Origin of the sequence: Streptomyces sp. NBC_00691 (assembly GCF_036226665.1) — a bacterium.
In the GTDB taxonomy this organism is placed as follows: Bacteria; Actinomycetota; Actinomycetes; order Streptomycetales; family Streptomycetaceae; genus Streptomyces.
Genome location: NZ_CP109007.1, coordinates 6,789,107 through 6,815,026 on the forward strand (window position 1 = coordinate 6,789,107; position 25,920 = coordinate 6,815,026).

General features: G+C 72.8%; 21 protein-coding genes and 1 pseudogene. 17 read left to right on the plus strand and 5 right to left on the minus strand.

Annotated features, from left to right (window positions below; translation table 11 throughout):
- The first annotated feature begins 14 nt into the window (after positions 1 to 14).
- The gene (locus tag OG392_RS30460) at positions 15 to 320 is read left to right on the plus strand and encodes a 4a-hydroxytetrahydrobiopterin dehydratase (protein ID WP_329284734.1); all 306 of its coding nucleotides are present in this window, start codon (positions 15 to 17) and stop codon (positions 318 to 320) included.
- Between the two features lie 140 nt (positions 321 to 460).
- On the plus strand, positions 461 to 1,195 hold the full coding sequence (locus OG392_RS30465; RefSeq protein WP_329287554.1) for a class I SAM-dependent methyltransferase: 735 nt from the start codon (positions 461 to 463) through the stop codon (positions 1,193 to 1,195).
- A 19-nt stretch (positions 1,196 to 1,214) separates the two neighbouring features.
- Here the strand turns inward: OG392_RS30465 and OG392_RS30470 are convergent, their stop codons facing one another.
- The gene (locus OG392_RS30470) at positions 1,215 to 2,144 is read right to left on the minus strand and encodes an NmrA family transcriptional regulator (protein WP_329284736.1); all 930 of its coding nucleotides are present in this window, start codon (positions 2,142 to 2,144) and stop codon (positions 1,215 to 1,217) included.
- A 95-nt stretch (positions 2,145 to 2,239) separates the two neighbouring features.
- Between OG392_RS30470 and OG392_RS30475 the strand changes: the two genes are divergently transcribed.
- Together OG392_RS30475 and OG392_RS30480 are read left to right on the plus strand one after the other, a co-directional pair.
- Complete coding sequence (locus OG392_RS30475) at positions 2,240 to 3,172, plus strand: AraC family transcriptional regulator (protein WP_329284738.1); 933 nt, start codon at positions 2,240 to 2,242, stop codon at positions 3,170 to 3,172.
- Between the two features lie 205 nt (positions 3,173 to 3,377).
- Positions 3,378 to 4,343: a class I SAM-dependent methyltransferase gene (locus tag OG392_RS30480; RefSeq protein ID WP_329284740.1), complete on the plus strand. Its 966-nt coding sequence runs from the start codon at positions 3,378 to 3,380 to the stop codon at positions 4,341 to 4,343.
- A gap of 34 nt (positions 4,344 to 4,377) precedes the next feature.
- Here OG392_RS30480 and OG392_RS30485 read toward each other — a convergent pair whose 3' ends face one another.
- The 4 genes from OG392_RS30485 to OG392_RS30500 all read right to left on the minus strand — a co-directional run bounded on the left by OG392_RS30485 (position 4,378) and on the right by OG392_RS30500 (position 9,096).
- Positions 4,378 to 4,845 (minus strand): RICIN domain-containing protein, encoded by a 468-nt coding sequence (locus OG392_RS30485; RefSeq protein ID WP_329284742.1) that lies wholly within the window; start codon positions 4,843 to 4,845, stop codon positions 4,378 to 4,380.
- Between the two features lie 197 nt (positions 4,846 to 5,042).
- Positions 5,043 to 5,831, minus strand: a complete 789-nt coding sequence (locus OG392_RS30490; protein WP_329287556.1) for an aldo/keto reductase — start codon at positions 5,829 to 5,831, stop codon at positions 5,043 to 5,045.
- Positions 5,832 to 5,993: 162 nt separating this feature from the next.
- Positions 5,994 to 7,817, minus strand: a complete 1,824-nt coding sequence (locus OG392_RS30495) for an AMP-dependent synthetase/ligase (RefSeq protein WP_329284744.1) — start codon at positions 7,815 to 7,817, stop codon at positions 5,994 to 5,996.
- Positions 7,818 to 8,238: 421 nt separating this feature from the next.
- Positions 8,239 to 9,096, minus strand: coding sequence for a LysR substrate-binding domain-containing protein (locus tag OG392_RS30500; RefSeq protein WP_329284747.1), 858 nt, complete (start codon positions 9,094 to 9,096; stop codon positions 8,239 to 8,241).
- Positions 9,097 to 9,356: 260 nt separating this feature from the next.
- On the opposite strand from OG392_RS30500, the gene OG392_RS30505 reads away from it, so the two are divergent.
- The 13 genes and pseudogenes from OG392_RS30505 (at position 9,357) to OG392_RS30565 (ending at position 25,912) form a co-directional block, all read left to right on the plus strand.
- Entirely contained in the window at positions 9,357 to 10,460 is a 1,104-nt protein-coding gene (locus OG392_RS30505; protein WP_329284749.1) for a bile acid:sodium symporter family protein, read from the plus strand.
- A 25-nt stretch (positions 10,461 to 10,485) separates the two neighbouring features.
- Positions 10,486 to 11,061: an isochorismatase family protein gene (locus OG392_RS30510; protein ID WP_329284750.1), complete on the plus strand. Its 576-nt coding sequence runs from the start codon at positions 10,486 to 10,488 to the stop codon at positions 11,059 to 11,061.
- Positions 11,058 to 11,441 (plus strand): (2Fe-2S) ferredoxin domain-containing protein, encoded by a 384-nt coding sequence (locus OG392_RS30515; RefSeq protein ID WP_329284752.1) that lies wholly within the window; start codon positions 11,058 to 11,060, stop codon positions 11,439 to 11,441. Before OG392_RS30510 ends, OG392_RS30515 begins: the two co-directional genes overlap by 4 nt.
- A gap of 173 nt (positions 11,442 to 11,614) precedes the next feature.
- Entirely contained in the window at positions 11,615 to 12,571 is a 957-nt protein-coding gene (locus OG392_RS30520; protein ID WP_329284754.1) for a beta-ketoacyl-ACP synthase III, read from the plus strand.
- Between the two features lie 266 nt (positions 12,572 to 12,837).
- A complete protein-coding gene (locus OG392_RS30525; RefSeq protein WP_329284756.1) occupies positions 12,838 to 13,398 on the plus strand; it encodes a hypothetical protein in 561 nt (186 codons plus the stop codon).
- A gap of 182 nt (positions 13,399 to 13,580) precedes the next feature.
- The gene (locus OG392_RS30530; protein WP_329284758.1) at positions 13,581 to 14,267 is read left to right on the plus strand and encodes a class F sortase; all 687 of its coding nucleotides are present in this window, start codon (positions 13,581 to 13,583) and stop codon (positions 14,265 to 14,267) included.
- A 168-nt stretch (positions 14,268 to 14,435) separates the two neighbouring features.
- Positions 14,436 to 15,617 carry an ROK family transcriptional regulator gene (locus tag OG392_RS30535; RefSeq protein ID WP_329287558.1) on the plus strand — a complete coding sequence of 394 codons (1,182 nt, stop codon included), beginning with the start codon at positions 14,436 to 14,438 and terminating at the stop codon, positions 15,615 to 15,617.
- Between the two features lie 277 nt (positions 15,618 to 15,894).
- Positions 15,895 to 17,382, plus strand: a complete 1,488-nt coding sequence (locus OG392_RS30540; protein WP_443055106.1) for a sugar ABC transporter ATP-binding protein — start codon at positions 15,895 to 15,897, stop codon at positions 17,380 to 17,382.
- A complete protein-coding gene (locus tag OG392_RS30545) occupies positions 17,379 to 18,377 on the plus strand; it encodes an ABC transporter permease (protein ID WP_329284762.1) in 999 nt (332 codons plus the stop codon). The genes OG392_RS30540 and OG392_RS30545 overlap by 4 nt, the downstream gene beginning before the upstream one ends.
- A gap of 73 nt (positions 18,378 to 18,450) precedes the next feature.
- On the plus strand, positions 18,451 to 19,497 hold the full coding sequence (locus OG392_RS30550; RefSeq protein ID WP_329284763.1) for a substrate-binding domain-containing protein: 1,047 nt from the start codon (positions 18,451 to 18,453) through the stop codon (positions 19,495 to 19,497).
- A gap of 125 nt (positions 19,498 to 19,622) precedes the next feature.
- Positions 19,623 to 20,822, plus strand: a pseudogene (locus tag OG392_RS30555) (Gfo/Idh/MocA family protein); the annotation flags it as partial.
- 151 nt (positions 20,823 to 20,973) lie between these two features.
- Positions 20,974 to 21,978: a sugar phosphate isomerase/epimerase family protein gene (locus OG392_RS30560; RefSeq protein ID WP_329284768.1), complete on the plus strand. Its 1,005-nt coding sequence runs from the start codon at positions 20,974 to 20,976 to the stop codon at positions 21,976 to 21,978.
- 244 nt (positions 21,979 to 22,222) lie between these two features.
- On the plus strand, positions 22,223 to 25,912 hold the full coding sequence (locus tag OG392_RS30565) for a ThuA domain-containing protein (protein ID WP_329284770.1): 3,690 nt from the start codon (positions 22,223 to 22,225) through the stop codon (positions 25,910 to 25,912).
- Positions 25,913 to 25,920 lie beyond the last annotated feature (8 nt).

Consider the following 25,920-nt stretch of genomic DNA (forward strand, 5'->3'; position numbering starts at 1 on the left):
GAGGGAGCACCGCCGTGCCCACACAGCCGCTGTCGCAGAAGGAGATCGAGGACCGACTGCGGGAGCTCCCCGGCTGGTCCGTCGAGGACTCCCGGCTCACCCGCGAGTACCGGCTCGGCGACCACTTCGCGGCCACCGCGCTCGTCGTCCACGTGGCCAGGATCCAGCAGGAGCTCGACCACCACTCGGATCTGACCCTCGGTTACAACACCGTCGCCCTGTCCGTGAACACCCACTCCGCCGGTGACGCCGTCACCGAGAAGGACTTCGAACTCGCCGAACGGGTGGAAGGGATCGCCCCGGGCCACGGCGCCTCCTGACGCACGGTCACCCGCCCGCCGCCCCGCGTACGCCCTCCGCCGCGCCTTCGTCCCTCACCCGCCCGCCGCCCTCGTACGTCACCGGTCGCCCGCCTTCGTACGGCCGGCTCCCTCGTACGATCGGCGGCATGGCGGAGACCCTGCTCGACTACGAGACCGAAGCGGCGCACTACGACCGGACCCGGGGCGGGGTGCCCCGGGCCGCCGCGGCGGCCGAGGCCGTCCTCAGCCTCGTGCCGCCCGCCGCCCGGACCCTGCTGGACCTGGCCTGCGGCACCGGCCTCGTCACCGAACGGCTCACCCGGCCCGGACTGCGCGTCCACGGGGCCGACGCCGCCCACGCCATGCTGCGGGTCGCCGAGGGGCGCGTACCCGGCCGGGTCGTCCGCGCCGACGCCCGGCGACTGCCGCTGCCCGACGCCTCCCTGGACGCCGTCAGCGCCGTCTGGCTGCTGCACCTCGTCCCCTTCGCCGCGGAGATCGTCGCCGAGGCCGCCCGCGTCCTGCGCCCCGGCGGCGTCCTGATCGCCACCGTCGACAAGGACGCGGCCCACGACGTCGGCAGCGACATCGACACGATCCTCCGCCCGTACCGCTCGGCCGCGGCGGCCTCCGACCGGGCCGACCTCATCACCCGGCACGCCGCCGCCCACGGCCTCGCCCCCGCCCCCGGCACCCACTTCACAGGACACGCCCAGGGCGCCACTCCCTCCGGCACCGTACGGAAGCTGCACGCCGGGTACTTCGCCTCCTGGTTCACCGGCGACGCCACACTCGCCGAGACGCTCGCCACCGCCCTCACCGCCCTCCCGGACCAGGACCGCCCCCGGGCCGACCCCCGGTACCGGCTCGCCCGCTTCGTCCGGCAGGACTGAGGCGCCGCCCACCGGAGACTCAGGCGTCCTCGCCGGCCCAGGTCGCGTCCGCGAACGCGCCGAAGGAGCGCGGCTCACGGCCCAGGACACGCTTCACACCGTCCGTCACCGAGGCGTTGTGCCCGTCCAGGAGCGTCGCGAACAGGGCCGCGAGCCAATCGGCCTCCGGAGACGGCAGCCCGAACCCGGTGAGCATCCCCGCGTACTCGGACCGGGACACCGGCTGGTAGACCACCGCACGCCCCGAGGCACGCGCGATCTCCGCCGCCACCTCCGCGAAGCCGATCGGACGGGGACCCGTCAGCTCGTGGACCCGTCCCGCGTGACCGTCCGCCGTCAGGGTCTCGACGACCACGTCCGCGAGGTCGTCCACGTCGATGAACGGCTCCGCCGTGTCACCCGCCGGGAAGACGACCACGCCCTCGGCGACCCCCTCCGCGAGCAGCCCCTCGGAGAAGTTCTGCGCGAAGAACGCGGCCCGAACGACGGTCAGTTCCACCCCGACGGCCGCCGCGCGCAGCGCCTCCTCCGCCACGACCGCCTCCGGCTCGCCGCGCCCGGACAGCACCGTCAGCCGCCGTACGCCGTGCTCCGAGGCCAGCCGGCCGAACGTCTCCATCGCCTCGACGCCGCCCGGCGCGGCGAGATCCGGGTAGTAGGCCACGTACGCGGCGTCCGCGCCCCGCAGCGCCGGGCCCCAGGTCTCCGGGGCCTCCCAGTCGAAGGGCGTCGCGCCGGAACGCGACCCGGCACGGACGGTCGCCCCGCGCGCCGTGAGCCGCTCGGCCACCCGGCGTCCCGTCTTGCCGGTCGCGCTCGTCACCAGGACGACCGCGCTCCGGCCGTCCGCGCTCCCTCCCGCCGTGCCCCGCTCGTTCGTGCCCCGCTCGTTCGTGCCCCGCTCGTTCGTGCCCTGCTCGTTCCGCGTGTCGTTCGTCTGGTTCGTCATGGGTCAAGACTCCCGCCGACGGCACCCGGCGCCCATGCTCCGCCGTCTCACACCCCTATGTCTCCGTCTCACCGGCCCGCCTACCCTGGTGACCCATGGACGCACTCGCCGGACTCCTCGACGGACCCCGCGCCAGGGGCGCCTTCCTGCTCCGCATGGTCATGGAACCGCCGTGGTCCGTGCGCATCGAGGACGCCGCCCCGATCTGCGTGATGTGCGTGACCGAGGGCGAGGCCTGGGTCGTGCCCGACACCGGCGGGCCCGTTCCGCTGCGGCCCGGGGACATCGCCATCGTCCGGGGCCCGGAGCCCTACACCGTCGCCCACGATCCCGCCGCCCCGCCCAGCGCCGTGATCGGGCCCGACGGCGTCTGCACCACTCTCAGCGGCGAGCCGCTCGCCGACCGGATGCGGCTCGGCGTCCGCACCTGGGGCAACGCCTCCGACGGCAGCGCCACCGTCCTCGTCGGCACGTACCGGATGGACGGCGAGGTCGGCCGCCGGCTGCTCGACGCCCTGCCGGGCCTGCTCCACCTGCCCGCCGACGCGTGGAACTGCCCCCTCATGCCCTTCCTCGGCGAGGAGATCGCCCGCGACGAGCCCGGCCAGACCGTCGTCCTCGACCGGGTCCTCGACCTGCTGCTCATCTCCGGCGTCCGCGCCTGGTTCTCCCGGCCGGGCGCCGAAGCCCCCGCCTGGTACCGCGCCATGGGCGACCCGGTCGTCGGCCGCGCCCTCCGCCTGCTGCAGGACGACCCCGCCCACCCCTGGACCGTGGCCTCCCTCGCCGCGAAGGCGGGCGTGTCCCGGGCCGCGCTCGCCCGCCGCTTCACCGAACTCGTCGGCGAGCCCCCGATGGCGTACCTCACCGACTGGCGGCTCGCCCTCGCCGCCGATCTGTTGCGCGAGAGCGACGCCACCGTCGAGTCCGTCGCCCGGCGGGTCGGCTACAGCGGCGCCTTCGCCCTGAGCGCCGCGTTCAAGCGGGTCAGGGGCATCAGCCCTCAGGAGCACCGGGCCGGGGCGTGACGCGGGGGAGCGGCCGGGCCGGGGCGTGACGCGGGGGAGCGGCCGGGCCGGGGTGGCGACGCGCGGGGAGCGGCCGGGTCCGGGGTGGCGACGCGCCCGGGTGTGAGCCGCCGGGTATGACGATCGGAGCAACAAAGGATCGATTTTCTTGCCGGAACCGCAACACGTCTCGCGCTCGCGGCGGACTCCACGCACGCTGGACCCCATGAGCCAGCACACCGCGACGCACCACGGCCACCCGCACGGCGACGGGCACGGCCACCAGCACACCTCCGGGGCCCCGCACACCTCCGGACACACGCACAGCCACGGTTCCCACCACGACGGCGCCCCTCTCGACTGGAACGAGATCGCCCCGCTCCTGGAGCGGCAGGCGGAGACCGAGAGCCCCGCCTACGCGGACGCCGCCGCCTGGCTCGGCACCCTCACCTCCGCGCAGGGCGTCCGCCGCGTCCTCGACGTCGGCAGCGGCCCCGGAGTCATCACCGGCGTCCTCGCCGAGGCCTTCCCCACGGCCGAGGCGGTCGCCGTCGACGGCAGCCCCGAACTCCTCGCCCGCGCCCGCGAACGCGCCGTGGAACGCGGCCTCGGCGCCCGGGTCTCCACGCTCCACGCCGAACTCCCGGAAGGCATCGCCGAACTGGGGAAGGCCGACGTGATCTGGGCGGGCAACTCCCTGCACCACATCGGCGACCAGCGGGCCGCGCTCGTCGAGTTCGCCGGCCTGCTGAACCCCGGCGGCCTGATGGTCCTCGTCGAGGGCGGGCTGCCCGCCCGGCACCTGCCCTGGCACCTCGGCTTCGGCCGGCCGGGCCTGGAGGCGCGCCTCGACGCCGCCAACGCCGACCGGTTCGCCGAGATGCGCGCCGAGACCCCCGGACACAAGGACGAGCCGGACGACTGGCGGTCCCTGCTCGCCGACGCGGGCCTCACCCCCGCCGGCACCCGCACCTTCCTCACCGACGTCCCCGCGCCCGTGTCCCCGGTCGTACGGGAGCTGGCCCTCGCCCACTTCACCCGGGTCCGGGACGGCTTCGGCGACCGGATCGACGCGGGCGACCGCGCGACGCTCGACCGGCTCCTCGACCCGGCCGACGAACGGTCGCTGCACCACCGCACGGACCTCTTCTACCTCGCGGCCCGCACGGTCCACACCGCCCGCAAGGGCTGAGGACCGCCGCGCTCGCGGGCCGTACCCCAGCGGGTCAGGACACCGGCTCCAACCGCCACCACTGGAACGGCGAGTCGGTGTCCTCCCACTGCCGTACGGCGGCGCCGTCCTCCTTCGAGGCGTCGGCGACCTCCAGGAACAGCCCGCTGATGAAGCTCACCAGGGCGACCGTCCCCGGCGACTGGAGGTCCTGCTCGATGATCCACTCCTGCGCCCCGAAGTTGTTCGCCCTCCACTGCTGGATGACGGCGCCGTTCTCCGTGGACGCGTTGGCGACGTCGAGCCGCTTGCCACTGGCCGCGTTCACCAGGTGGTGGAGCCCGCCGCCGTTCGGCACGGGAGTGATGTGCCAGTGCTGGCCGGGCGTTCCCTTCTCGGAGCCCTGCTGCACCTTGGCACCGCTGCGGCCCGACCCCTCGTACACCTCCAGGAGCAGGCCGCTGGCCACGTTCCGCACCCGGTAGAGGCCCTCCTCGACGGGCACCGGAGAACCACCACTCACCGAACCGACTCCCTCACTCGCCGTCCGCCGCGCTGCTCACGGTCCGAGGCCGACTCTATGCCGGGGGTACGACAACGGCGCCGGGGTCCGCACGGACCCCGGCGCCGTCGTCATCACACGCCCGGTGTCACGCGAACTGCCCGGCGCGCGAACGGTGTCACGCGACCGGGCCTCCGCGCCCGCTGCCGGGCGGCCGGTCAGGCGCCGAACTCCGCCGGGTCCGGGCCCAGTCGGCGGCTCTCGTCCAGCGCGGCGATCGCCGCCAGGTCCTCGGCGTCCAGCTCGAAGCCGAAGACGTCGATGTTCTCCCGGATACGGGACGGGGTGACCGACTTGGGGATCACCACGTTGCCCAGCTGGAGGTGCCAGCGCAGCACGACCTGGGCCGGGGTACGACCGTGCTTGCGGCCGATCGCGACGATCGCGGGCACGTCAAGGAGCCCCTTGCCCGAGCCGAGCGGCGACCACGCCTCGGTCGCGATGCCGTGCCGGGCATGCGCCTCGCGCGAGGACTGCTGGGAGAGCTGCGGGTGCAGCTCGATCTGGTTGACGGCGGGGACGACCGACGTCTCGCCGATCAGCCGCTCCAGGTGCTCCGGGAGGAAGTTCGAGACGCCGATCGCCTTGGCGCGCCCGTCCGCGTAGATCTTCTCGAACGCGCGGTACGTGTCGACGTACGCGTCCTTCGAGGGGACCGGCCAGTGGATCAGGTACAGATCGACGTAGTCGAGGCCCAGTTTGTCGAGCGAGGCGTCGAAGGCCTTCAGCGTCGAGTCGAAGCCCTGCTCGCTGTTCCACACCTTGGTGGTGACGAACAGGTCCTCGCGGGCGATCCCGGACGCGGCGACGGCACGGCCCGTGCCCTTCTCGTTGCCGTAGATCGCGGCGGTGTCGATCGAGCGGTAGCCGGCCTCCAGGGCGGTCGCCACGGCCGTCGCGGCCTCGTCGTCCGGCACCTGCCAGACACCGAAGCCCAGCTGCGGCATCCGCACGCCGTTGTTCAGGGTGACCGGGGGAACCTTGCTGTCCGTGCTCACGTGGAGTGGATCCTTACGTCGTCGCGTGTCTTGCTGACTGCACCGATTTTCAACGATCCGGGTGAGTCCCGCATTCCACGAGCCGCCTCCTCGTGCCTCCCCGGGCACGGCTCAGCCGTACAGCGCCGAGACCTCCGCCGCGTACGCCCGCTCGATCGCCTTCCGCTTCAGCTTCAGGGACGGGGTCAGCAGCCCGTGCTCCTCGCTGAACGGATGCGCCAGGATCCGGAAGGTACGGATGGACTCGGCCTGCGAGACCAGCGTGTTCGCCGCCACCACCCCCCGCCGGATCTCCGTCTCCAGGGACGGGTCGCGGACCAGCTCCGCCGGCGCCAGCGGCGCTCGCCCCTGCATCGCCAGCCAGTGCTCCACCGCCTCCTGGTCGATGGTCACGAGCGCGGCGATGTACGGCCGGTCGTTGCCGACGACGATGCACTGGGCGATCAGCGGATGCGCCCGCACCCGCTCCTCGAGGCCCGTCGGCGCGACGCTCTTGCCGCCCGAGGTCACCAGGATCTCCTTCTTGCGCCCGGTGATCGTCAGATAGCCGTCCTCGTCGAGGGAGCCCAGGTCCCCGGTGGCCAGCCACCCGTCGCTGAGAACGGCGGCCGTCGCCTCGGGGGCGTTGAGGTAGCCGGAGAAGACCTGCCCGCCGTGCAGCCACACCTCGCCGTCCTCCGCGATGTGAACCGTCGTCCCCGGCACCGGCTGCCCCACCGTGCCGTACCGCGTCCGCTCCGGCGGGTTCGCCGTCGCGGCGGCCGAGGACTCCGTCAGGCCGTACCCCTCGAAGACCGTGACCCCCGCACCCGCGAAGAACAGCCCCTGCCGCCGGTCCATCGCGGAACCCCCCGACATCGCGTGCCGGAGGCGTCCGCCGAGGGCCGCGCGGACCTTCGCGTACACCGTCTTCTCGAAGAACTGGTGCTGCACGCGCAGTGCCGCGGACGGCCCCGGACCGGTGCCGAAGGCCTTGTGCTCCAGCGCCTCCGCGTACGCGACCGCCACCTCCACGGCCTTGTCGAACGGACCCGTCCTGCCCTCCCGCTCCGCCTTGCGCCGCGCCGCGTTGAAGACCTTCTCGAAGACGTACGGAACGGCCAGGACGAAACTCGGCCGGAAGGCGGCGAGGTCCGGGATCAGCTCGGCCGCCGCCATCACCGGCTGGTGCCCCAGCTTCACCCCGGTCCGGACCGCCGCGACCTCCACCATCCGCCCGAAGACATGCGCGAGCGGCAGGAACAGCAGCGTCGACGCCTCCTCGCCGGGACGGGAACGGAACACCGACTCCCAGCGGCCCACCAGCATGTCCGTCTCGAACATGAAATTGGAATGGGTGATCACACAGCCCTTGGGCCGGCCGGTCGTCCCCGACGTGTAGATGACCGTCGCCACCGTCTCCGGCGTCACCGCCCGCCGGTGCCGGTGCACGACGTCCTCGTCGATGTCCGCCCCGGCGGCCGTCAGCTCGGCCACCGCGCCCGCGTCCAGCTGCCACAGGCGCTGGAGCCGGGGCAGCCGGTCGATCACCGAGCCGATCGTCATCGCGTGGTCCTCGTGCTCCACCACGCAGGCCGTGACCTCGGAGTCGTGCAGCATCCAGAAGACCTGCTCGGCGGAGGACGTCGGATAGATCGGCACGGGCTGCGCGCCGAGCGTCCACAGCGCGAAGTCGAAGAGCGTCCACTCGTACCGGGTGCGGGCCATGATCGCGACACGGTCGCCGAACCGCACGCCCTCCGCGATCAGCCCCCTCGCCAGACCGAGGACCTCGTCCCGGAAGCGCGCGGCCTTCACGTCCCGCCACTCGCCGTCCGGACCCTTCCGGCCGAACGTGATCCGGTCCGGCTCCGCCAGGGCACGCTCGAACACGGCGTCCGCCAGACCGCCGACCTGAGGCGCCGCCTCGACGGGCGGCACGGTGAACTCGCGCACTGACCTGCTCCTCGACGGCTCGATGGCTGGAAAAGCTCGTTGTAGCGCTCCGTACGGCGCGGGTGACGGTACCCCACCCGACTGCCCGGCGGGAGGGCCTTCACCAAGCCGGGACATTCCGTGTTCGCACAGGTCAGGATGGGTGGCAGAGTCAAGTCACAGATGCTGCGGGGGTGTTACCGACCGCTCGGTACGTCCACCCGGCGGGAATCTCCACGGAATCTGTACGGGCCGCGCACGGGCCGCCACCCGACGAGGCACCGCACCTGCACGCGCGGGGCCGCCCACGCGCCCCCGGCATGTGCTTGCCGGTGCGCCGGGCATGTCACGGGGCCGCTCCGGGCCCGTCCTGCCCGGCGGCGCCCAGGCCGGGCGGGACCGGCCGCACCCGCCGCCCGGTGCGCCCGGACCGTGCGCCCGGTCAGCCCGTCCGGTGCAGCCGGTCGCCGCCCGCCAGGATCGCCTCCGCCAGCGCGTCCGCCGCCTCCTGCGCCGCCCCGCCCCGGCGCCCCGCACGCAGTACGAAGCCGACGTCGCCGAGCTCCGGAAGCCCCGCCACCGGTACCAGACCCGGCGGCACCAGACCCCGCGTGTGCGCCATCACGCCGAGCCCCGCACGGGCCGCCGCCACGTTCGCGCTCAGACTGGAACTCGTGCACGCGATCCGCCACGCCCGGCCCTGCGCCTCCAGGGCCTCCAGGGCCCGCGCCCGGGTGATCCCCGGCGGCGGGTACAGGATGAGCGGCACAGGACGGTCGGGGTCCAGCCGGAGCCCCGGCGCCCCGATCCAGATCAGGGAGTCCTCCCACACGAGCCGCCCCTCGCTCTCCCCGCCACGCCGCTTGGCCAGGATCAGATCCAGCCGGCCCGCGGCCAGCCGCGACTGGAGCGTCCCCGACAGCTCGACGGTCAGTTCCAGATCGACCTCCGGGTGCTCACGCCGGAACGACTCCAGGATCTCCGGCAGCCGGGTCGTCACGAAGTCCTCCGACGCCCCGAACCGCAGCCGCCCGCGCAAGCGCGTCCCGCCGAAGTACGCCGCCGCCCGCTCGTGCGCCTGAAGGATCGTGCGCGCGAAACCGAGCATCGCCTCCCCGTCCTCCGTCAGCGCCACCCGATGGGTGTCCCGGGTGAACAGCGGCCGGCCCGTCGCCTCCTCCAGGCGCCGCACGTGCTGGCTGACGGTCGACTGCCGCAGCCCGAGCCGCTCCGCGGCCCGGGTGAAGCTCAGCGTCTGGGCCACGGCGAGAAAGGTCCTGAGTCGAGTGGGCTCGTACACAGGACGACCGTAACGCCCCGCGGCCCGTGTTCATCGCGAAACGTGATGACAGTCAGTGCCCTGTACGGGATTCCCGATGAGCGACCCCTGGGCCAGGATGGACACGCGTCCCACCGGGCCGAGAGCCGGGACGGACACGCGTCCCACCGGGCCGCGAGCCGGGACGGACACGCGCCCACCGAACACGGACACGCGTCCGGGCCCGCCGCCGGGGGACCCCCGCGAGCCACCCCCTCGCCGTGCACAGAGCAGTGGAGCCCATGACCGCCCGTACGCCCGCCCCCACCCCCGCCCGCCCCGGCACACCGCGCCGTACCCTCCGGCTGCCGTCCTGGCTCCCCGTCGACGGGTACATCCTGGCGCTCCTGGGCACGGTCGGCCTGGCCGTGCTCCTCCCCGCGTCCGGCACCGCCGCCCACATCGCGGAAGGGGCGTCCACCGGAGCCGTGGCCCTCCTCTTCTTCCTCTACGGGGCCCGGCTCTCCACCCGCGAGGCCCTCGACGGCCTCACACACTGGCGACTCCACCTCACCGTCCTCGGCAGCACCTTCCTGCTCTTCCCGCTCCTCGGACTTGCCGCCCGCGGCCTCGTCCCCACCGTGCTCACCCCCCAGCTCTCCAACGGCCTCCTCTTCCTCTGCCTCGTGCCGTCCACCATCCAGTCCTCCATCGCCTTCACGTCGATCGCCCGGGGCAACGTGCCCGCCGCGATCTGCGCGGGCTCCTTCTCCTCGCTCGCCGGCATCGTCCTGACCCCGCTGCTCGCCGCCCTGCTCCTCGGCGACAGCGCGGGCGGCCTCTCCGCCGACGGGCTCACGAAGATCGTGCTCCAACTCCTCGTACCGTTCCTCGCCGGACAATTCCTGCGGCGCTGGGTCGGCGGCTTCCTCGTCCGCCACAAGAAGCTCCTCGGACTCGTCGACCGGGGCTCGATCCTCCTCGTCGTCTACACCGCCTTCAGCCAGGGCATGGTCGCCGGAATCCGGCACCTGGTGACCCCGGCCCAGCTCGGCCTGCTGCTCGCCGTCGAGGCCGTCCTGCTCGCCGCCATGCTGGCCCTGACCTGGTACGGAGCCGGGCGCCTCGGCTTCGGCCGGGCGGACCGCATCGCGATCCAGTTCGCCGGCTCGAAGAAGAGCCTGGCGGCGGGACTGCCGATGGCGAGCGTCCTCTTCGGCCCCCAGGCCGCACTGGCCGTCCTCCCGCTGATGCTCTTCCACCAGATGCAGCTGATGGTGTGCGCGGTGATCGCGAAGCGCCGCGCCCGCGACGCGGAGGGGGATCCCGGGACGGACGGGACGGCGGAGCCACCCCCTCCGGCTCCCACCGTAGGCCGGATCACACCCACGACCACCCCAGGATGATCATCGCGGCCGCTACGGTGCTCCCATGCCCGCACTCGAACCCGGCCGCACCGCGCTCGTTCTCGTCGACCTCATGGAACGCATCGTCGCGCTGCCCCTCGCGCCCCGCCCCGGCACCGACGTCCTCGCCGCCGCCGCCCGGCTCGCCGACACCTTCCGGGCCGCCGGCGCGCCCGTCGTCCACATCCGGGTCGAACGGCCGAACGTGGAAGCCCAGCCGCCCGGCAGCGAGCTCGCCCCCGGCCTCGTCCGGGACGGCGAGCCCGTCCTCGTGAAGCGCACCATCGGCGGCTTCCAGGACACCGGACTCCACGAACTCCTCACCGGCTTCGGCGCCACCACCCTGGTCCTCGGCGGCATCGCCACCAACCTCGGTGTCGAGTCCACCGCCCGCGCCGCCGGAGACCTCGGCTACGACCTCGTCTTCGCCGAGGACGCCATGAGCGCGCTCACCGCCGAAGAGCACCGCGCCTCCGTCGACCTCGACTTCCCGCGCCTCGGCACCGTCGCCCCCGTGGCCGCGATCACCCTGGAAGCCCCGGCACCCATGACCACGCGGAACGGCTCCGCGTCGGCGACCGGCCAGGACGGCCGCGCGTGACCCCGGTCCCGATACGGTACGGGGCCCGCCCCTGCTCCCTCGTCGTGTGCCGCGGCTGCTGCTGCGGCGACGCCCGCAAGAACCCCGGCACCGACCACGCCGGACAGCTCGCCCGCCTCCGCGAGGCCGCCGCGGCCTCCGGCGGCCGGCTCGCCGTCCGTACGAGCGACTGCCTCGGCCCCTGCGCCCAGGCCAACATCGTCGTCGTCCAGCCCTCCACCGAGGGCCGGCGGCGCGGCGGCCGGGCCGCCTGGGTCGCCTTCACCCTCGACCAGGACTCCCTCGACGACATCCTCGACTGGACGGCCGCGGGAGGCCCCGGCATCGCCCCACCCCCTGCCGCCCTGGCCCTCCAGATGATCGAGCCGCCGAAGAACTGACCCGCCCGAGGGCCCCGCGCGGAGCCGTGGGGCCCGTGGGGCGCCCGGGCCCTTGTCACGGTCGGCCAAGGGGTACGGGTGAATCTTGGTGGTTTACGTCACCTGTTACCCATCAGTCGCTGGCAAGACTGGGAAATCCTGCCGGACGATCGAACCACCGAGGGGGTCCCGGGATGACGGGCACTCGCATTGCCGCGCTCGGGCACTACCAGCCCGCCAAGGTGCTCACCAACCATGACCTCGCGGAGTTGGTCGACACCGACGACGCGTGGATCACCAGCCGGGTCGGTATCCGCACCCGGCACATCGGGGGGCCCGACGAACCCGTCGACGAGCTCGCCGCACACGCGGCGGGCAAGGCCCTGGCCACCGCCGGGCTCACCCCCGACGACATCGACCTCGTCCTCGTCGCGACCTCCACGGCCATCGACCGCTCGCCCAACACGGCCGCCCGCGTCGCCGCCCGCCTCGGCATGACCTCGCCCGCCACCATGGACCTCAACGTGGTCTGTGCCGGGTTCACCCACGCCCTGGCGACCGCCGACCACGCCGTACGGGCCGGCGGATCCCGCCGCGCGCTGGTGATCGGCGCCGACAAGATGAGCGACGTGGCCGACTGGACCGACCGGACGACCTGCGTCCTCGTCGGCGACGGCGCGGGCGCCGCGATCGTCGAGGCCGTGGACGACGAGGCGCCGGGCGCCGCGCGCGGCATCGGCCCGGTCCTGTGGGGCTCGGTCCCGGAGATGGGCCACGCCGTCCGCATCGAGGGCACCCCGCCGCGCTTCGCGCAGGAGGGCCAGAGCGTCTACCGCTGGGCCACCCAGCAGCTGCCCGCCCTCGCCCGGAAGGCCTGCGAGCGGTCCGGCATCGGCCCCGAGGAACTCGCGGGCGTCGTCCTGCACCAGGCCAACCTGCGGATCATCGAACCGCTCGCCGCGAAGATCGGCGCCGTCAACGCCATCGTCGCCCGCGATGTCGTCGACTCCGGCAACACCTCGGCCGCCTCCATCCCGCTGGCCCTCGCCAAGCTCGTCGAGCGCGGCGAACTCCCCACCGGCGCCCCGGTCCTCCTCTTCGGCTTCGGCGGCAACCTGTCGTACGCGGGCCAGGTCGTCCGGGTGCCGTAGAACGGACCCGCTCCGCCCCGCGGCACCGTCGCCGCTCCCCAGGGGGTGTCTCGTCGATCGGACGAGACACCCCCTGGGGCCTGTCGTCGCACTCCCGTCCGCCCTCCGGGCGACGACGGGAGTGCGACGACAGGCCCTAGCCCGTTCGGCGGAGCCCGGTGGCGGCGTGCCCGGCGCGGACCTAGCTTCGATCGCGGTGAGGGTCGTCGTATTCCGGGCACGGAATCGCTCCGTGACCGAACCTTCCCGCGATCTGGAGGACCGTCATGCGCGCGATACGTGCCGCTTCCGCCGCCCTGCTGAGCGCCGCCGCCGTGGTGGTCACGGTCGCGCCGGCCGCCCTGGCGGGCGAGGACGACCGCGGCATCACGTCCTTCGGCTTCTCCGTCAGCCCCGAGACCGTCGCCCCCGGCGGCACCGTGACCTTGAAGTCCGACGGCTGCGAAGTGCCGTCGGTGACCGTCACCTCCGGGGTGTTCGACACCGTCACCCTCAACGAGGGCCGTTCGGGCAACGCCACCGTCGACATCGACGCCAAGGCCGGCACCCAGTACGAGATCACCTTCGACTGCAAGGGCGAACGCGGCACCGCCACCCTCACCATCACCCAGGGCGGCGGCACCGGCGGGAACACCACCGGGCACAACGAGAGCACTCCGCCCGGAGCGCACAAGGGAGTGAAGGCCGGCTACGGCACCGCCGCCGGCTCCACGGACGCCGACGGCCTCGGCGTCACCGAAGTGGTCACGGGTGTGCTGCTCATCGTCGGGGCGCTCGGCGCCGCCGTCGTCCTGACCCGCCGCCGCGACGCCGAGGGCCGCGCCTGACGGCCCTGGAACGGCCCCTCCGCCCCGGTGTGACGAGGTCCGGGACGGAGGGGCGCCACAACCGGCGGGTGCCTGTGCGCGGGCGCCCGCCGCGCCCGTGACCGAGGGGGCCGGCGGTGGGCGGGACGACGGCGCGGACGGCACGGGGCCGACGCGCTCACGGCGCGAGGAGGAGGGCGGACGTGGGGTGGTCGGACGGTGGGGCGCGGTCGGACGTCGCCGGGCGGCACGGCGCCGGGCGGCACGGCGCCTGGGGGCTCGTCGCCGTCGTCCTCCTCGTCGGCATCCACCTCGTGCGCGGCGGCACGGACGAGATCCGGGCCGACGGCCCCCCGCAGCCGCTCTCCGCAGCCGCCCCCGACGGCACCCGCGTCGAAGCCGCGCTCGCCCCCGCCTCCGTACCCGCTCCGCTGCCGCCGTCGACCCCGCTCCGGGTCCGCGTCCCGGCCGTCCGGATCGACGCGCCGATCACCAAGGTCGGGCTCGACGCCGACGGCTGGATCGAGGCCCCGCCGCCGGAGGAGACCCGGCTCGCGGGCTGGTTCACCGGCGCGGTCACCCCCGGCGAGCGCGGCACCGCCGTCGTCGTCGGTCATGTCGACGTCCCCGGCGGCCGGGCCGTCTTCTACGACCTGGGCGCCGTCCGCAAGGGACACCGCGTGGAGATCGCGCGCCGCGACGGCCGGACCGCCGTCTTCACCGTGTACGCGGTCGAGGTCGTCCCCAAGGACGGCTTCCCCGCCGAGCGGGTCTACGGCGACGCCGGCGTGCCCGAGCTGCGCCTGATCACCTGCGGCGGCCCGTTCACCGAGGAGCACGGCTACGCGGGCAACGTGGTGGTCTCGGCCCGTCTGGCCGAGGTCCACTGACCCGCGCCGCCGGCCCTTCTCCCGCCCCCGACCCCGCCTTTGTCCCCAACCGGGAAAAAGTCGGAGCGGATTCCTGCGCAACTTCTTCCCACTCCGGTACGCCGCTGCTACGTTCCCCTCGAAAGCACGAAGACGAGCGGGTACGAGAGGGAGGGGCGCGTGAGACGCATGACGGCACGACCTGCCAACCGGCATCAGGCGCGGCTCCTCAGACTGTTGCGCGACGGAGGACCCAACTCCCGCGCCCAGCTGGGGGATCAGATCGACCTCTCCCGCTCCAAGCTGGCCGTCGAGGTCGACCGGCTCCTGGAGACCGGTCTCGTCGTCGCCGACGGTTTCGCCGCCTCCCGGGGCGGCCGTCGCTCGCACAACATCCGGCTCGCGCCCGAACTCCGCTTCCTCGGCGTCGACATCGGCGCGACATCCATCGATGTCGCCGTCACCAACGCCGAGTTGGAGGTGCTCGGGCATCTCAACCACCCGATGGACGTCCGCGAGGGCCCCGTCGCCGTCTTCGAGCAGGCCCTGTCGATGGCGGCGAAGCTCCGCTCCACCGGGCTCGCGGAAGGTTTCGACGGCGCCGGCATCGGCGTCCCCGGACCCGTCCGCTTCCCCGAGGGTGTCCCCGTCGCACCGCCGATCATGCCCGGCTGGGACGGCTTCCCCGTGCGGGAGGCGCTCAGCCAGGAACTCGGCTGCCCCGTCATGGTCGACAACGACGTGAACCTCATGGCCATGGGGGAGCAGCACGCCGGCGTCGCCCGTTCGGTCGGCGACTTCCTCTGCGTCAAGATCGGCACCGGCATCGGCTGCGGCATCGTCGTCGGCGGAGAGGTCTACCGCGGTACGACGGGCAGCGCGGGCGACATCGGACACATCCAGGTCGAACCCGACGGCCGCCCCTGCGCCTGCGGCAACAACGGCTGCCTGGAGGCCCACTTCAGCGGCGCCGCCCTGGCCCGCGACGCCGAGGACGCGGCGCGCGGCGGCAGATCGGAGGAGCTCGCCGACCGGCTCGCGGCGGCCGGAAGGCTCACCGCCGTCGACGTCGCGGCGGCGGCCGCCGCCGGGGACGCCACCTCGCTCGCCCTCATCCGTGAGGGCGGAAACCGGGTCGGGCAGGTCATCGCCGGACTCGTCTCCTTCTTCAACCCCGGTCTGGTGGTGATCGGAGGCGGTGTCACCGGCCTCGGTCACAACCTCCTCGCCAGTGTCCGCACCCAGGTCTACCGGCAGTCCCTGCCCCTGGCCACCGGCAACCTGCCCATCGTCCTCGGCGAACTGGGCCAGACCGCCGGCGTCACGGGCGCGGCCCGCCTGATCAGCGACCACCTCTTCTCCCCGGCGTAGCGGGACCGCCGGGCCCCGAAGCGCCGCCCCCGGACTCCGTCCCGGGGGACACCCCGGGGCGGAACGGGTGGGCACCGAGCCCACCCACCGCACGCCCCCGCACCCAGGCACACCCGCACCCGCCGACCGCCCGCACCGCACACAACGCACCGCACCCGCCGCACCACCCCCGTACCCCCACGCGCCCCAGCCCGCCCACCCGCACCCCGCCGGACGGCCACCCGCACTCGCCGAGGGGATCTCCGCCATGCCCGAACACCCCCCGTCCCTCCTCACCATGTCCGGAATCACCAAGTCCTTCCCCGGCGTCCGCGCCCTCGACGGCGTCGACCTGGACGTCGCGCCCGGCGAGGTCCACTGCCTTCTCGGCCAGAACGGCGCCGGCAAATCCACCCTCATCAAGGTCCTCGCCGGCGCCCACCAGCCCGACGAGGGCCGGATCACCTGGAACGGCGCACCCGTGCGGCTCCGCTCCCCGAGCGCCGCCGTCCGCCTCGGCATCGCCACCATCTACCAGGAACTCGACCTCGTCGAAGGCCTCTCCGTGGCCGAGAACGTCCACCTCGGCCATGAACCCACCACCGCCGGCTTCGTCCGCACCCGCGCGGCGCGGCAGACCACCGCCGCCCTCCTGAAACGCCTCGGCCACCCCGAGATCGACCCGGCCCGCCGCGTCATCGAACTCTCCGCCGCCCAGCGGCAGATCGTCTCCATGGCACGGGCCCTCTCCCACGACGTCCGGCTCATCGTCATGGACGAACCGTCCGCCGCCCTCGACCCCGACGAGGTCGCCAACCTCTTCCGGATCGTCGCCGACCTCACCGCCGACGGCGTGGCCGTCATCTACATCTCCCACCGCCTGGAGGAGATCCGCCGCATCGGCGATCGCGTCACCGTCCTCAAGGACGGCCGTGCCGTCGCCCGCGGACTGCCCGCCGCGACCACCCCGACCCGCGAGGTCGTCACCCTCATGACCGGCCGGGACGTCCCCTACGTCTTCCCCGAACGCCCCACCGGCCCACCGGCGGGCGAACCCGTCCTCCGCGTCCAAGGACTCTCCAGGAAAGGAGAGTTCGAGGCACTCGACCTCGAACTCCGGCCCGGTGAGATCCTCGGCCTCGCCGGGCTCGTCGGCTCCGGCCGCTCCGAGATCCTGGAGACCGTCTACGGGGCGCGGAAACCCACCACAGGCCGGGTCACCGTCGACGGACGGCCCCTGCGCCCCGGCAGCGTCCCCGCCGCCGTCGCCGCCGGACTCGGTCTCGCCCCCGAGGAACGCAAGGCACAGGGCCTGCTCCTCCTCGAATCCGTCACCCGCAACGTCTCCGTCTCCTCCCTCGCCCGCTTCTCCCGGGCCGGCTGGATCGACCGCCCCGCCGAACGCGAGACCGCCAGGACCGCCACCCGCACCCTGTCGCTGCGTCCCGATCTCCCCGACGCCCCGGTCCGCACTCTCTCCGGCGGCAACCAGCAGAAGGCCGTCCTCGCCCGCTGGCTCCTCCGCGGCTGCCGCGTCCTCCTCCTCGACGAACCCACCCGGGGCGTCGACGTCGGCGCCCGCGCCGAGCTGTACGCGGTCATCCGGGGGCTCGCGGACGACGGCCTCGCCGTCCTCCTCGTCTCCAGCGAGGTCCCCGAGGTCCTCGGCCTCGCCGACCGCGTCCTGGTCCTCCGCGAAGGCCGGGTCGTCCACCAGGCACCCGCCCGCGACCTCGACGAACACCGCGTACTCGACCTCGTGATGGAAGGGAGCCCTGCGGAATGACGCTCACCACCCCGGCCAAGGCGCCGCCCCAGGAAGGCCGTTGGCGCACACTCGGCCTCCGGGCCGACGTCCGCAACCTGTCACTGCTCGGCGTACTCGCCGTACTGATCCTCGTCGGCGGCCTCACCCGGCCCGCCGAGTTCCTCGCCACCTCCAACCTCCAGCTCGTCCTGACCCAGGCCTCCGTGATCGGCGTCGTCACCGTCGGCATGACCTTCGTCATCACCAGCGGCGGCATCGACCTCTCCGTCGGCGCGATCGTCGCCCTCGCCTCCGTCTGGGCCACGACCCTCGCCACCCAGGAGTTCGGCTTCGTCGGCATCCTCTTCACCGCCGTCGTCGTCGGACTCGCCTGTGGGCTGGTGAACGGCGTCCTCGTCGCGTACGGCGGCATGGTCCCCTTCATCGCGACCCTCGCCATGCTGGCCTCGGCCCGCGGTCTCGCCCTCCAGATCACCGACGGCAAGACGCAGATCGTCACCGTCCCGTCCGTCCTCGACCTCGGCCTCCCCGACGCCTACGTCCTCGGCATCCCCCCGCTCGTCCTCGTCTTCGCGGCCGTCACCGTCGCCGGCTGGCTGCTCCTCAACCGGACCACCTTCGGCCGCCGCACCGTCGCCGTCGGCGGCAACCCGGAGGCCGCCCGCCTCGCCGGCATCGACGTACGCCGCCAGCGGCTCTCCCTCTATCTGCTCTCCGGACTGTGCTGCGGCATCGCCGCCTTCCTGCTCGTCGTGCTCGCCGGCTCCGGCCAGAACACCAACGGCAACCTGTACGAGCTCGACGCCATCGCCGCCGCCATCATCGGCGGCACCCTCCTCAGCGGCGGCCGGGGCACCATCGTCGGCTCCGTCCTCGGCGTCCTCGTCTTCACGACGATCACCAACATCTTCGCGCTCAACAACCTGCAGAGCGACGTCCAGCAGATCGCCAAGGGCGCGATCATCGTGGCCGCCGTCCTGCTCCAGCGCCGCACCGTCCGCGACGGAACCTGACCGGCCCCGCGCCGACCCCACCCCCGCACCACCACCCCCTTCACCACCACCCGCTCGGAAGGGATCCACCGCCATGCCCGAAACCAGCCGCAGACACCTCCTCCTCGGCGGCGCGGCCGTCTCCGCCGGCGCCCTGCTCACGGCCTGTACGAGCAACGAGCCGAAGGCCGCCAAGGACACAGCACCGGCCGGAAGCGCCGCACCGGCCGCCGACGACAAGCCCGGCACCCCCGTCACCATCGGTTTCGCCGGCCCGCAGGCCGACCACGGCTGGCTCAACGCCATCAACGACAACGCCGAGCGGCGCGCCAAGAAGTACTCCGACGTCACCCTGGAGATCACCGAGGGCTCCAACGACACCGCCACCCAGATCGGCCAGGTCCAGACCCTCATCAACAAGAAGGTCGACGTCCTCGTCATCCTCCCCGCCGACGGCAAGGCCCTCACCCAGATCGGCCTCCAGGCCATGAAGGCCGGCATCCCCGTCATCAACCTCGACCGGATCTTCGCCTCCCCGCAGGCCTACCGCTGCTGGATCGGCGGCGACAACTACGGCATGGGCCTCAACGCCGGCAACTACATCGGCGAACAGCTCAGGGACAAGCCGAACGCCACCGTCGTCGAACTCGCCGGCATGGACAGCCTCGAACTCACCAAGCAGCGCACCCAGGGCTTCGACGACGCCCTCAAGAACTACCCCAACATCCGCAAGGTCGCCCGCCAGGCCGCCGACTTCACCGTCGAGTCGGGACAGGCCAAGATGGCCCAACTCCTCCAGGCACAGCCGAAGTTCGACGCCCTGTGGAACCACGACGACGACCAGGGGGTCGGCGCGCTGCGGGCCGTGGCCCAGGCCGGCCGCAAGGACTTCCTCATGGTCGGCGGCGCCGGCGCCAAGTCCGCCATGGACGCCATCAAGGCCGACACCGGAGTCCTCAAGGCCACCGTCCTCTACCCGCCGACCATGGCCGCCTCCGCGATCGACCTCGCCCGCGCCCTCGGCCAGAAGAAGGGCGTCGGCGGCATGTCCGAGCTGGAGATCCCCGCCTCGATCACCCTCTACTCGGCCGTCGTCACCAAGGAGAACGTCGACGAGTACCTGCCCACCGGCTTCAGCTGACCGACCCGGACCCGGGCGGTCCGCACCCGGACGGCCCCCACCGGGCCGTCCGGCCGGACCGGTCCCCGGCGGCCCGACCGCCCCGGGGAGCAGCAACTCGCCGCACCACGAAACGGAGGAACCGTATGGAACAGACGGAGAGCGGGGCCGAACCGCCGACGCTCGGCATCGGCATGGTCGGCTACGCGTTCATGGGAGCCGCCCACTCGCAGGGCTGGCGTACCGCGGGCCGCGTCTTCGACCTGCCGCTGCGCCCCGTCCTCGCCGCCGTCGCGGGCCGGGACGCCACCGCCGTCCGGGACGCCGCCCGACGGCACGGCTGGGCCGCCGCCGAGACCGACTGGCGCGCCCTGATCGCCCGCGACGACGTCCAGCTCGTCGACGTCTGCACCCCCGGCGACAGCCATGCGGAGATCGCCGTCGCCGCCCTGGAGGCCGGCAAGCACGTCCTGTGCGAGAAGCCGCTCGCCAACTCGGTCGCCGAGGCCGAGACCATGACCGCGGCCGCCGAAGCGGCCGCCGCCCGCGGCCAGATCGCCATGGTCGGCTTCAACTACCGCCGCGTGCCCGCCCTTTCGTACGCCCGGCAGCTCGTCGCGGACGGCCGCCTCGGCGCCCTGCGGCACGTCCGCGTCACCTACCTCCAGGACTGGCTCGTCGACCCCGCCTTCCCGCTCACCTGGCGACTGGAACGCGAACACGCCGGCTCCGGCGCGCTCGGAGACCTGGGGGCACACGCCGTCGACCTCGCCCAGTACCTGGCCGGGGAGCCGCTCGTCGGTGTCTCGGCCCTCACCGAGACCTTCGTACGGAAGCGTCCGCTGCTCGCGGGCGTCGGCGCGGGCGGTCTCGCCGGGGGAGCGGGATCGGAGGCGTACGGACAGGTCACCGTCGACGACGCGGCGCTGTTCACCGGGCGGCTCGCCTCCGGTGCGCTCGCCTCCTTCGAGGCCACCCGGATGGCCTCGGGCCGCAAGAACGCGCTGCGGCTGGAGATCAACGGGGAGCGCGGCTCGCTCGCCTTCGACCTGGAGCGGCTCAACGAGCTGTCCTTCCACGACCACACCGAACCGGCGGTCACGGCGGGCTTCCGCCGCGTCCTCGTGACCGAACCCGGCCACCCTTACCTGGAGGGCTGGTGGCCGCCCGGGCACGCGCTCGGTTACGAGCACACCTTCGCCCACCAGGCCCGCGACCTGGTCCACGCCGTCGCGAGCGGTATCGCCCCGGCGCCCTCCTTCGCCGACGGCCTCCAGGTCCAGCGGGTCCTGGCCGCGGTGGAGGAGAGCGCCCGGAACAACGCGGTCTACACCCCGGTCGGCCTTCCGGCGGTCCGCCCCGCCACCTACGGATCCGCCGCCACGGCCACGGGCACGGCCGCAGCCACGACGTCCGCCACCGACACGTCCGCCACCGACACGTCCGCCACCGACACGTCCGCCGACCCATCCGTACCGAGCTAGGAGGCGCCCGACCGTGCCACGACCCTTCACGCTCTTCACCGGCCAGTGGGCCGACCTGCCCCTGGAGGAGGTCTGCCGGCTCGCCCGCGACTTCGGCTACGACGGCCTCGAACTCGCCTGCTGGGGAGACCACTTCGAGGTCGACAAGGCCCTCGCCGATCCGGCGTACGTCAAGGGCAGGCGCGAACTGCTCGACGCCTACGGCCTGAAGTGCTGGGCGATCTCCAACCACCTGGTCGGACAGGCCGTGTGCGACCATCCCATCGACGAGCGCCACCAGGCGATCGTGCCCGCCCGCATCTGGGGCGACGGCGACGCCGAAGGGGTGCGGCAGCGGGCCGCCCGCGAGCTCGCGGACACCGCGCGCGCCGCGGCCGCGTTCGGCGTCGACACCGTCATCGGCTTCACCGGCTCCTCCATCTGGCATCTGGTGGCGATGTTCCCGCCGGTCCCCGAGCACATGGTGGAGCGCGGCTTCGAGGACTTCGCGGAACGGTGGAACCCGATCCTCGATGTCTTCGACGCCGAGGGCGTCCGCTTCGCCCACGAGGTCCACCCCAGCGAGATCGCCTACGACTACTGGACCACCCAGCGCGCCCTGGACGCCGTCGGCCGGCGTCCCGCCTTCGGGCTCAACTTCGACCCCAGCCACTTCGTGTGGCAGGACCTCGACCCCGTCGGCTTCCTCTGGGACTTCCGCGACCGGATCTACCACGTGGACTGCAAGGAGGCACGCAAGCGGCTCGACGGCCGGAGCGGCCGGCTCGGCTCCCACCTGCCCTGGGGCGACCCCCGGCGGGGCTGGGACTTCGTCTCCGCGGGACACGGCGACGTGCCCTGGGAGGACGTCTTCCGGATGCTCCGGTCCATCGGCTACGCCGGACCCGTCTCCGTGGAATGGGAGGACGCCGGCATGGACCGGCTGACCGGCGCCCCCGAGGCGCTGTCCTTCCTCAAGCGGTACGACTTCGACCCCCCGGCGGCCTCCTTCGACGCGGCCTTCGGGAGCGCCGACTGAGATGAGGGCGCGGGTCCGCGCCTGGCGGCGAGGTGCCGCCGGGCCGGTCCGTGCTGCCCGCGAGAGCCTTTGTCCTCTCGCGGGGAAAAGTTCGACCGCACTGGTGCACAAGGGCTTTCCGTGGTGGACGAACCCGGCTACGGTCCCTGATGTGTACATGGCGTAACAGCGTGATGTGACCAGCGTGACGGCGCACGCCGGTCCCCGGACACCCCGCACACCCGGCCCGACCCGGAGGACACCCGTGCACAGAAAACGACTCCGCGCCAGGAAGTCGCTCGCCCTGCTCACCATCGGACTGCTCGCCCTCGGCGCCCCCCAGGGCCTCGCCGCCGAACCCGAAGCCCCCACCCCCGGCGCATCCGCCGCGGCCGCCGAGGAATTCCAGCAGATCACCCTCGCCAAGGGCGGCGAGGAAGTCGGCGAACCCATGTCCCTCGCCGTACTCCCGGACCGCAGCGTCCTCCACACCTCCCGCAACGGCGAACTCCGCCGCACCGACGCCGCCGGCAACACCACCGTCATCGGCACCGTCCCCGTCTACTCCCACGACGAGGAAGGCCTCCAAGGCGTCGGCCTCGACCCGGACTTCGCCCGGAACAAAGCCCTCTACCTCTACTACGCCCCACCGCTCGACACCCCCGCGGGCGACGCCCCCGAGAACGGCACCGCCGCCGACTTCGCCCCGTACGACGGCGTCAACCGCCTCTCCCGCTTCACCCTGAAAGCCGACGGAACCCTCGACAACGCCAGCGAGAAGAAGGTCATCGACATCCCCGCCACCCGCGGGATCTGCTGCCACGTCGGCGGCGACATCGACTTCGACGCCCAGGGCAACCTCTACCTCTCGACCGGCGACGACTCCAACCCCTTCGCCTCCGACGGCTACACCCCCATCGACGAACGACCCGGCCGCAACCCCGCCTTCGACGCCCGCCGCACCTCCGGCAACACCAACGACCTCCGCGGCAAGATCCTCCGCATCAAGGTCGCCGACGACGGCACCTACACCGTCCCCGACGGCAACCTCTTCACCCCCGGCACCGCCAGGACCCGCCCCGAGATCTACGCCATGGGCTTCCGCAACCCCTTCCGCTTCAGCGTCGACAAAACCACCGGCATCCTCTACGTCGGCGACTACGGCCCCGACGCCGGCGCCGCCGACCCCCAGCGCGGCCCCGCCGGACAGGTCGAGTTCGCCCGCGTCACCAAGCCCGGCAACTTCGGCTGGCCCTTCTGCACCGGCGACAACGACCCCTACGTCGACTACGACTTCGCCACCAAGACCTCCGGCGCCCCCTTCGACTGCGCCGCCCTCAAGAACGACTCCCCGTACAACACCGGACTCGTGGACCTCCCGCCCGCCGAACCCGCCTGGATCCCCTACAACGGCGGCTCCGTACCCGAGTTCGGCACCGGATCCGAATCCCCCATGGGCGGCCCCGTCTACCGCTACGACCCCGCCAACACGTCCCCGGTGAAGTTCCCCGAGACGTACGACGGCGACTTCTTCGCCGGCGAATTCGGCCGCCGCTGGATCAAGCGCATCGACCAGGACGCCGACGGCACCGTCGCCTCCATCAACGACGTCCCCTGGACCGGCACCCAGATCATGGACATGGCCTTCGGCCCCGACGGCGCCCTCTACGTCCTCGACTACGGCACCGCCTGGTTCGGCGGCGACCACAACTCCGGCCTCTACCGCATCGAGAACGCCACCGGCGGACGCTCCCCGGTCGCCGAGGCGAGCGTGAACAAGACCTCCGGCACCGCACCCCTCAAGGTCGCCTTCTCCTCCGCCGGCACCACCGACGGCGACGGCGACGCCCTCACCTACACCTGGGATTTCGGCGACGGCGGCACGTCCACCGCCGCCAACCCCACCTACACCTACCGCAAGAACGGCACCTACACCGCCACCGTCACGGCGAAGGACGCAGGCGGCCGCACCGGCTCCGCCTCCGTCCACATCGTCGTCGGCAACACCGCCCCCAAGGTCACCCTCGAACTCCCCGCCGAAGGAGCCCTCTTCTCCTTCGGCGACGACATCCCCTTCAAGGTCACCGTCACCGACCCCGAAGACGGCACCATCGACTGCACCAAGGTCAAGGTCACCTACGTCCTCGGCCACGACAGCCACGGCCACCCCGTCACGACCGCCAACGGCTGCACCGGCACCATCAAGACCTCCGCCGACGGCGGCCACGACGACGACGCCAACATCTTCGCCGTCTTCGACGCCGAGTACACCGACGGCGGAGGCGGCGGCCAGGCCGCCCTCACCACCCACGACCAGGCCAAACTCCAGCCCCGCCACCGCCAGGCCGAGCACTTCGACGCCCAGAGCGGCGTCAACCTCTTCGACAAGACCCAGGCCAACGGCGGACGCACCGTCGGCGACATCAACGACGGCGACTGGATCTCCTTCAAGCCCTACAACGTCACCGGAGCCACCACGCTCACCGCCCGCGTCTCCTCCGGCGGCAACGGCGGCTTCCTCGAAGTCCGCACCGGCTCACCCACCGGCCCCCTCCACGGTTCCGCACCCGTCCCCGTCACCGGAGGCTGGGAGACCTTCCAGGACATCGACGTACCCCTGCGCAACCTGCCCCGCAGGACCACCGAACTCTTCCTCGTCTTCAAGGGCGGCACCGGCGCCCTCTACGACCTCGACGACTTCACCCTCTCCAGCACCCCCGCGAACCGCGACGCCAGACGCGTCCTGGTCTTCTCCAGGACCGCCGGCTTCCGCCACGACTCCATCGGCACCGGCATCACCGCCCTCAAGGAACTCGGCGCCGCCAACGACATCATCGTCGACAGCACCGAAGAACCACGCCAGTTCACCACCAACAACCTCGCCCGCTACGACGCCGTCGTCTTCCTCTCCACCACCGGCGACGTCCTCGACACCGAGCAGCAGAAAGCCTTCGAGAACTACGTCTCCACCGGCGGCGGCTACATGGGCATCCACGCCGCGGCCGACACCGAATACGACTGGAGCTTCTACGGCGGACTCGTCGGCGCCCACTTCCAGTCCCACCCCCAGATCCAGCCCGCCACCGTCCGCACCGAGGACCACACCCACCCCGCCACCGCCCACATCGACGGCCCCTGGCAGCGCACCGACGAGTGGTACAACTACCGCACCAACCCCCGCGACCAGGCCCGCGTCCTCGCCACCCTCGACGAGACCACCTACCAGGGCGGCACCATGAAGGGCGACCACCCCATCGCCTGGTGCCAGACCTACGGCGGCGGCCGCTCCTTCTACACCGGAGGCGGCCACACCAAGGAGTCCTACACCGAACCCGCCTTCCGCCGGCACCTCCTGGGCGGCCTCCGCTACGCCACCGGCCAGGTCAAGGCCGACTGCCGGCCCCAGACCGGCTACCGCGACCTCTTCAACGGCGAGACCCACGAAGGCTGGAAGCAGGCCGGACCCGGCGGCTTCGACATCACCGACCGCGAACTCCGCTCCACCGGCGGCATGGGCATGCTCTGGTACCAGGCCAAGGAACTCCGGTCCTACTCCCTCACCCTCGACTGGAAGCTCACCGGCGACTCCAACTCCGGCATCTTCGTCGGCTTCCCCGCCAGCGACGACCCCTGGTCCGCCGTGAACAACGGCTACGAGATCCAGATCGACGCCACCGACGCCGCCGACCGCACCACCGGCGCCGTCTACGGCTTCAAGTCGGCCAACCTCAAGGCCCGCGACCAGGCTCTCCGCCCGCCCGGTCAGTGGAACACCTACGAGATCCGCGTCCAGGGCGAACGCCTCCAGGTCTTCCTCAACGGCATCAAGATCAACGACTTCACCAACACCAACCCCACCCGCAGCCTCACCGACGGCCACATCGGCATCCAGAACCACGGAGCCGCGGACCAGGCCGCCTTCCGGAACATCCGCCTCAAGGAACTCCCCTCCTGACGGGAGCC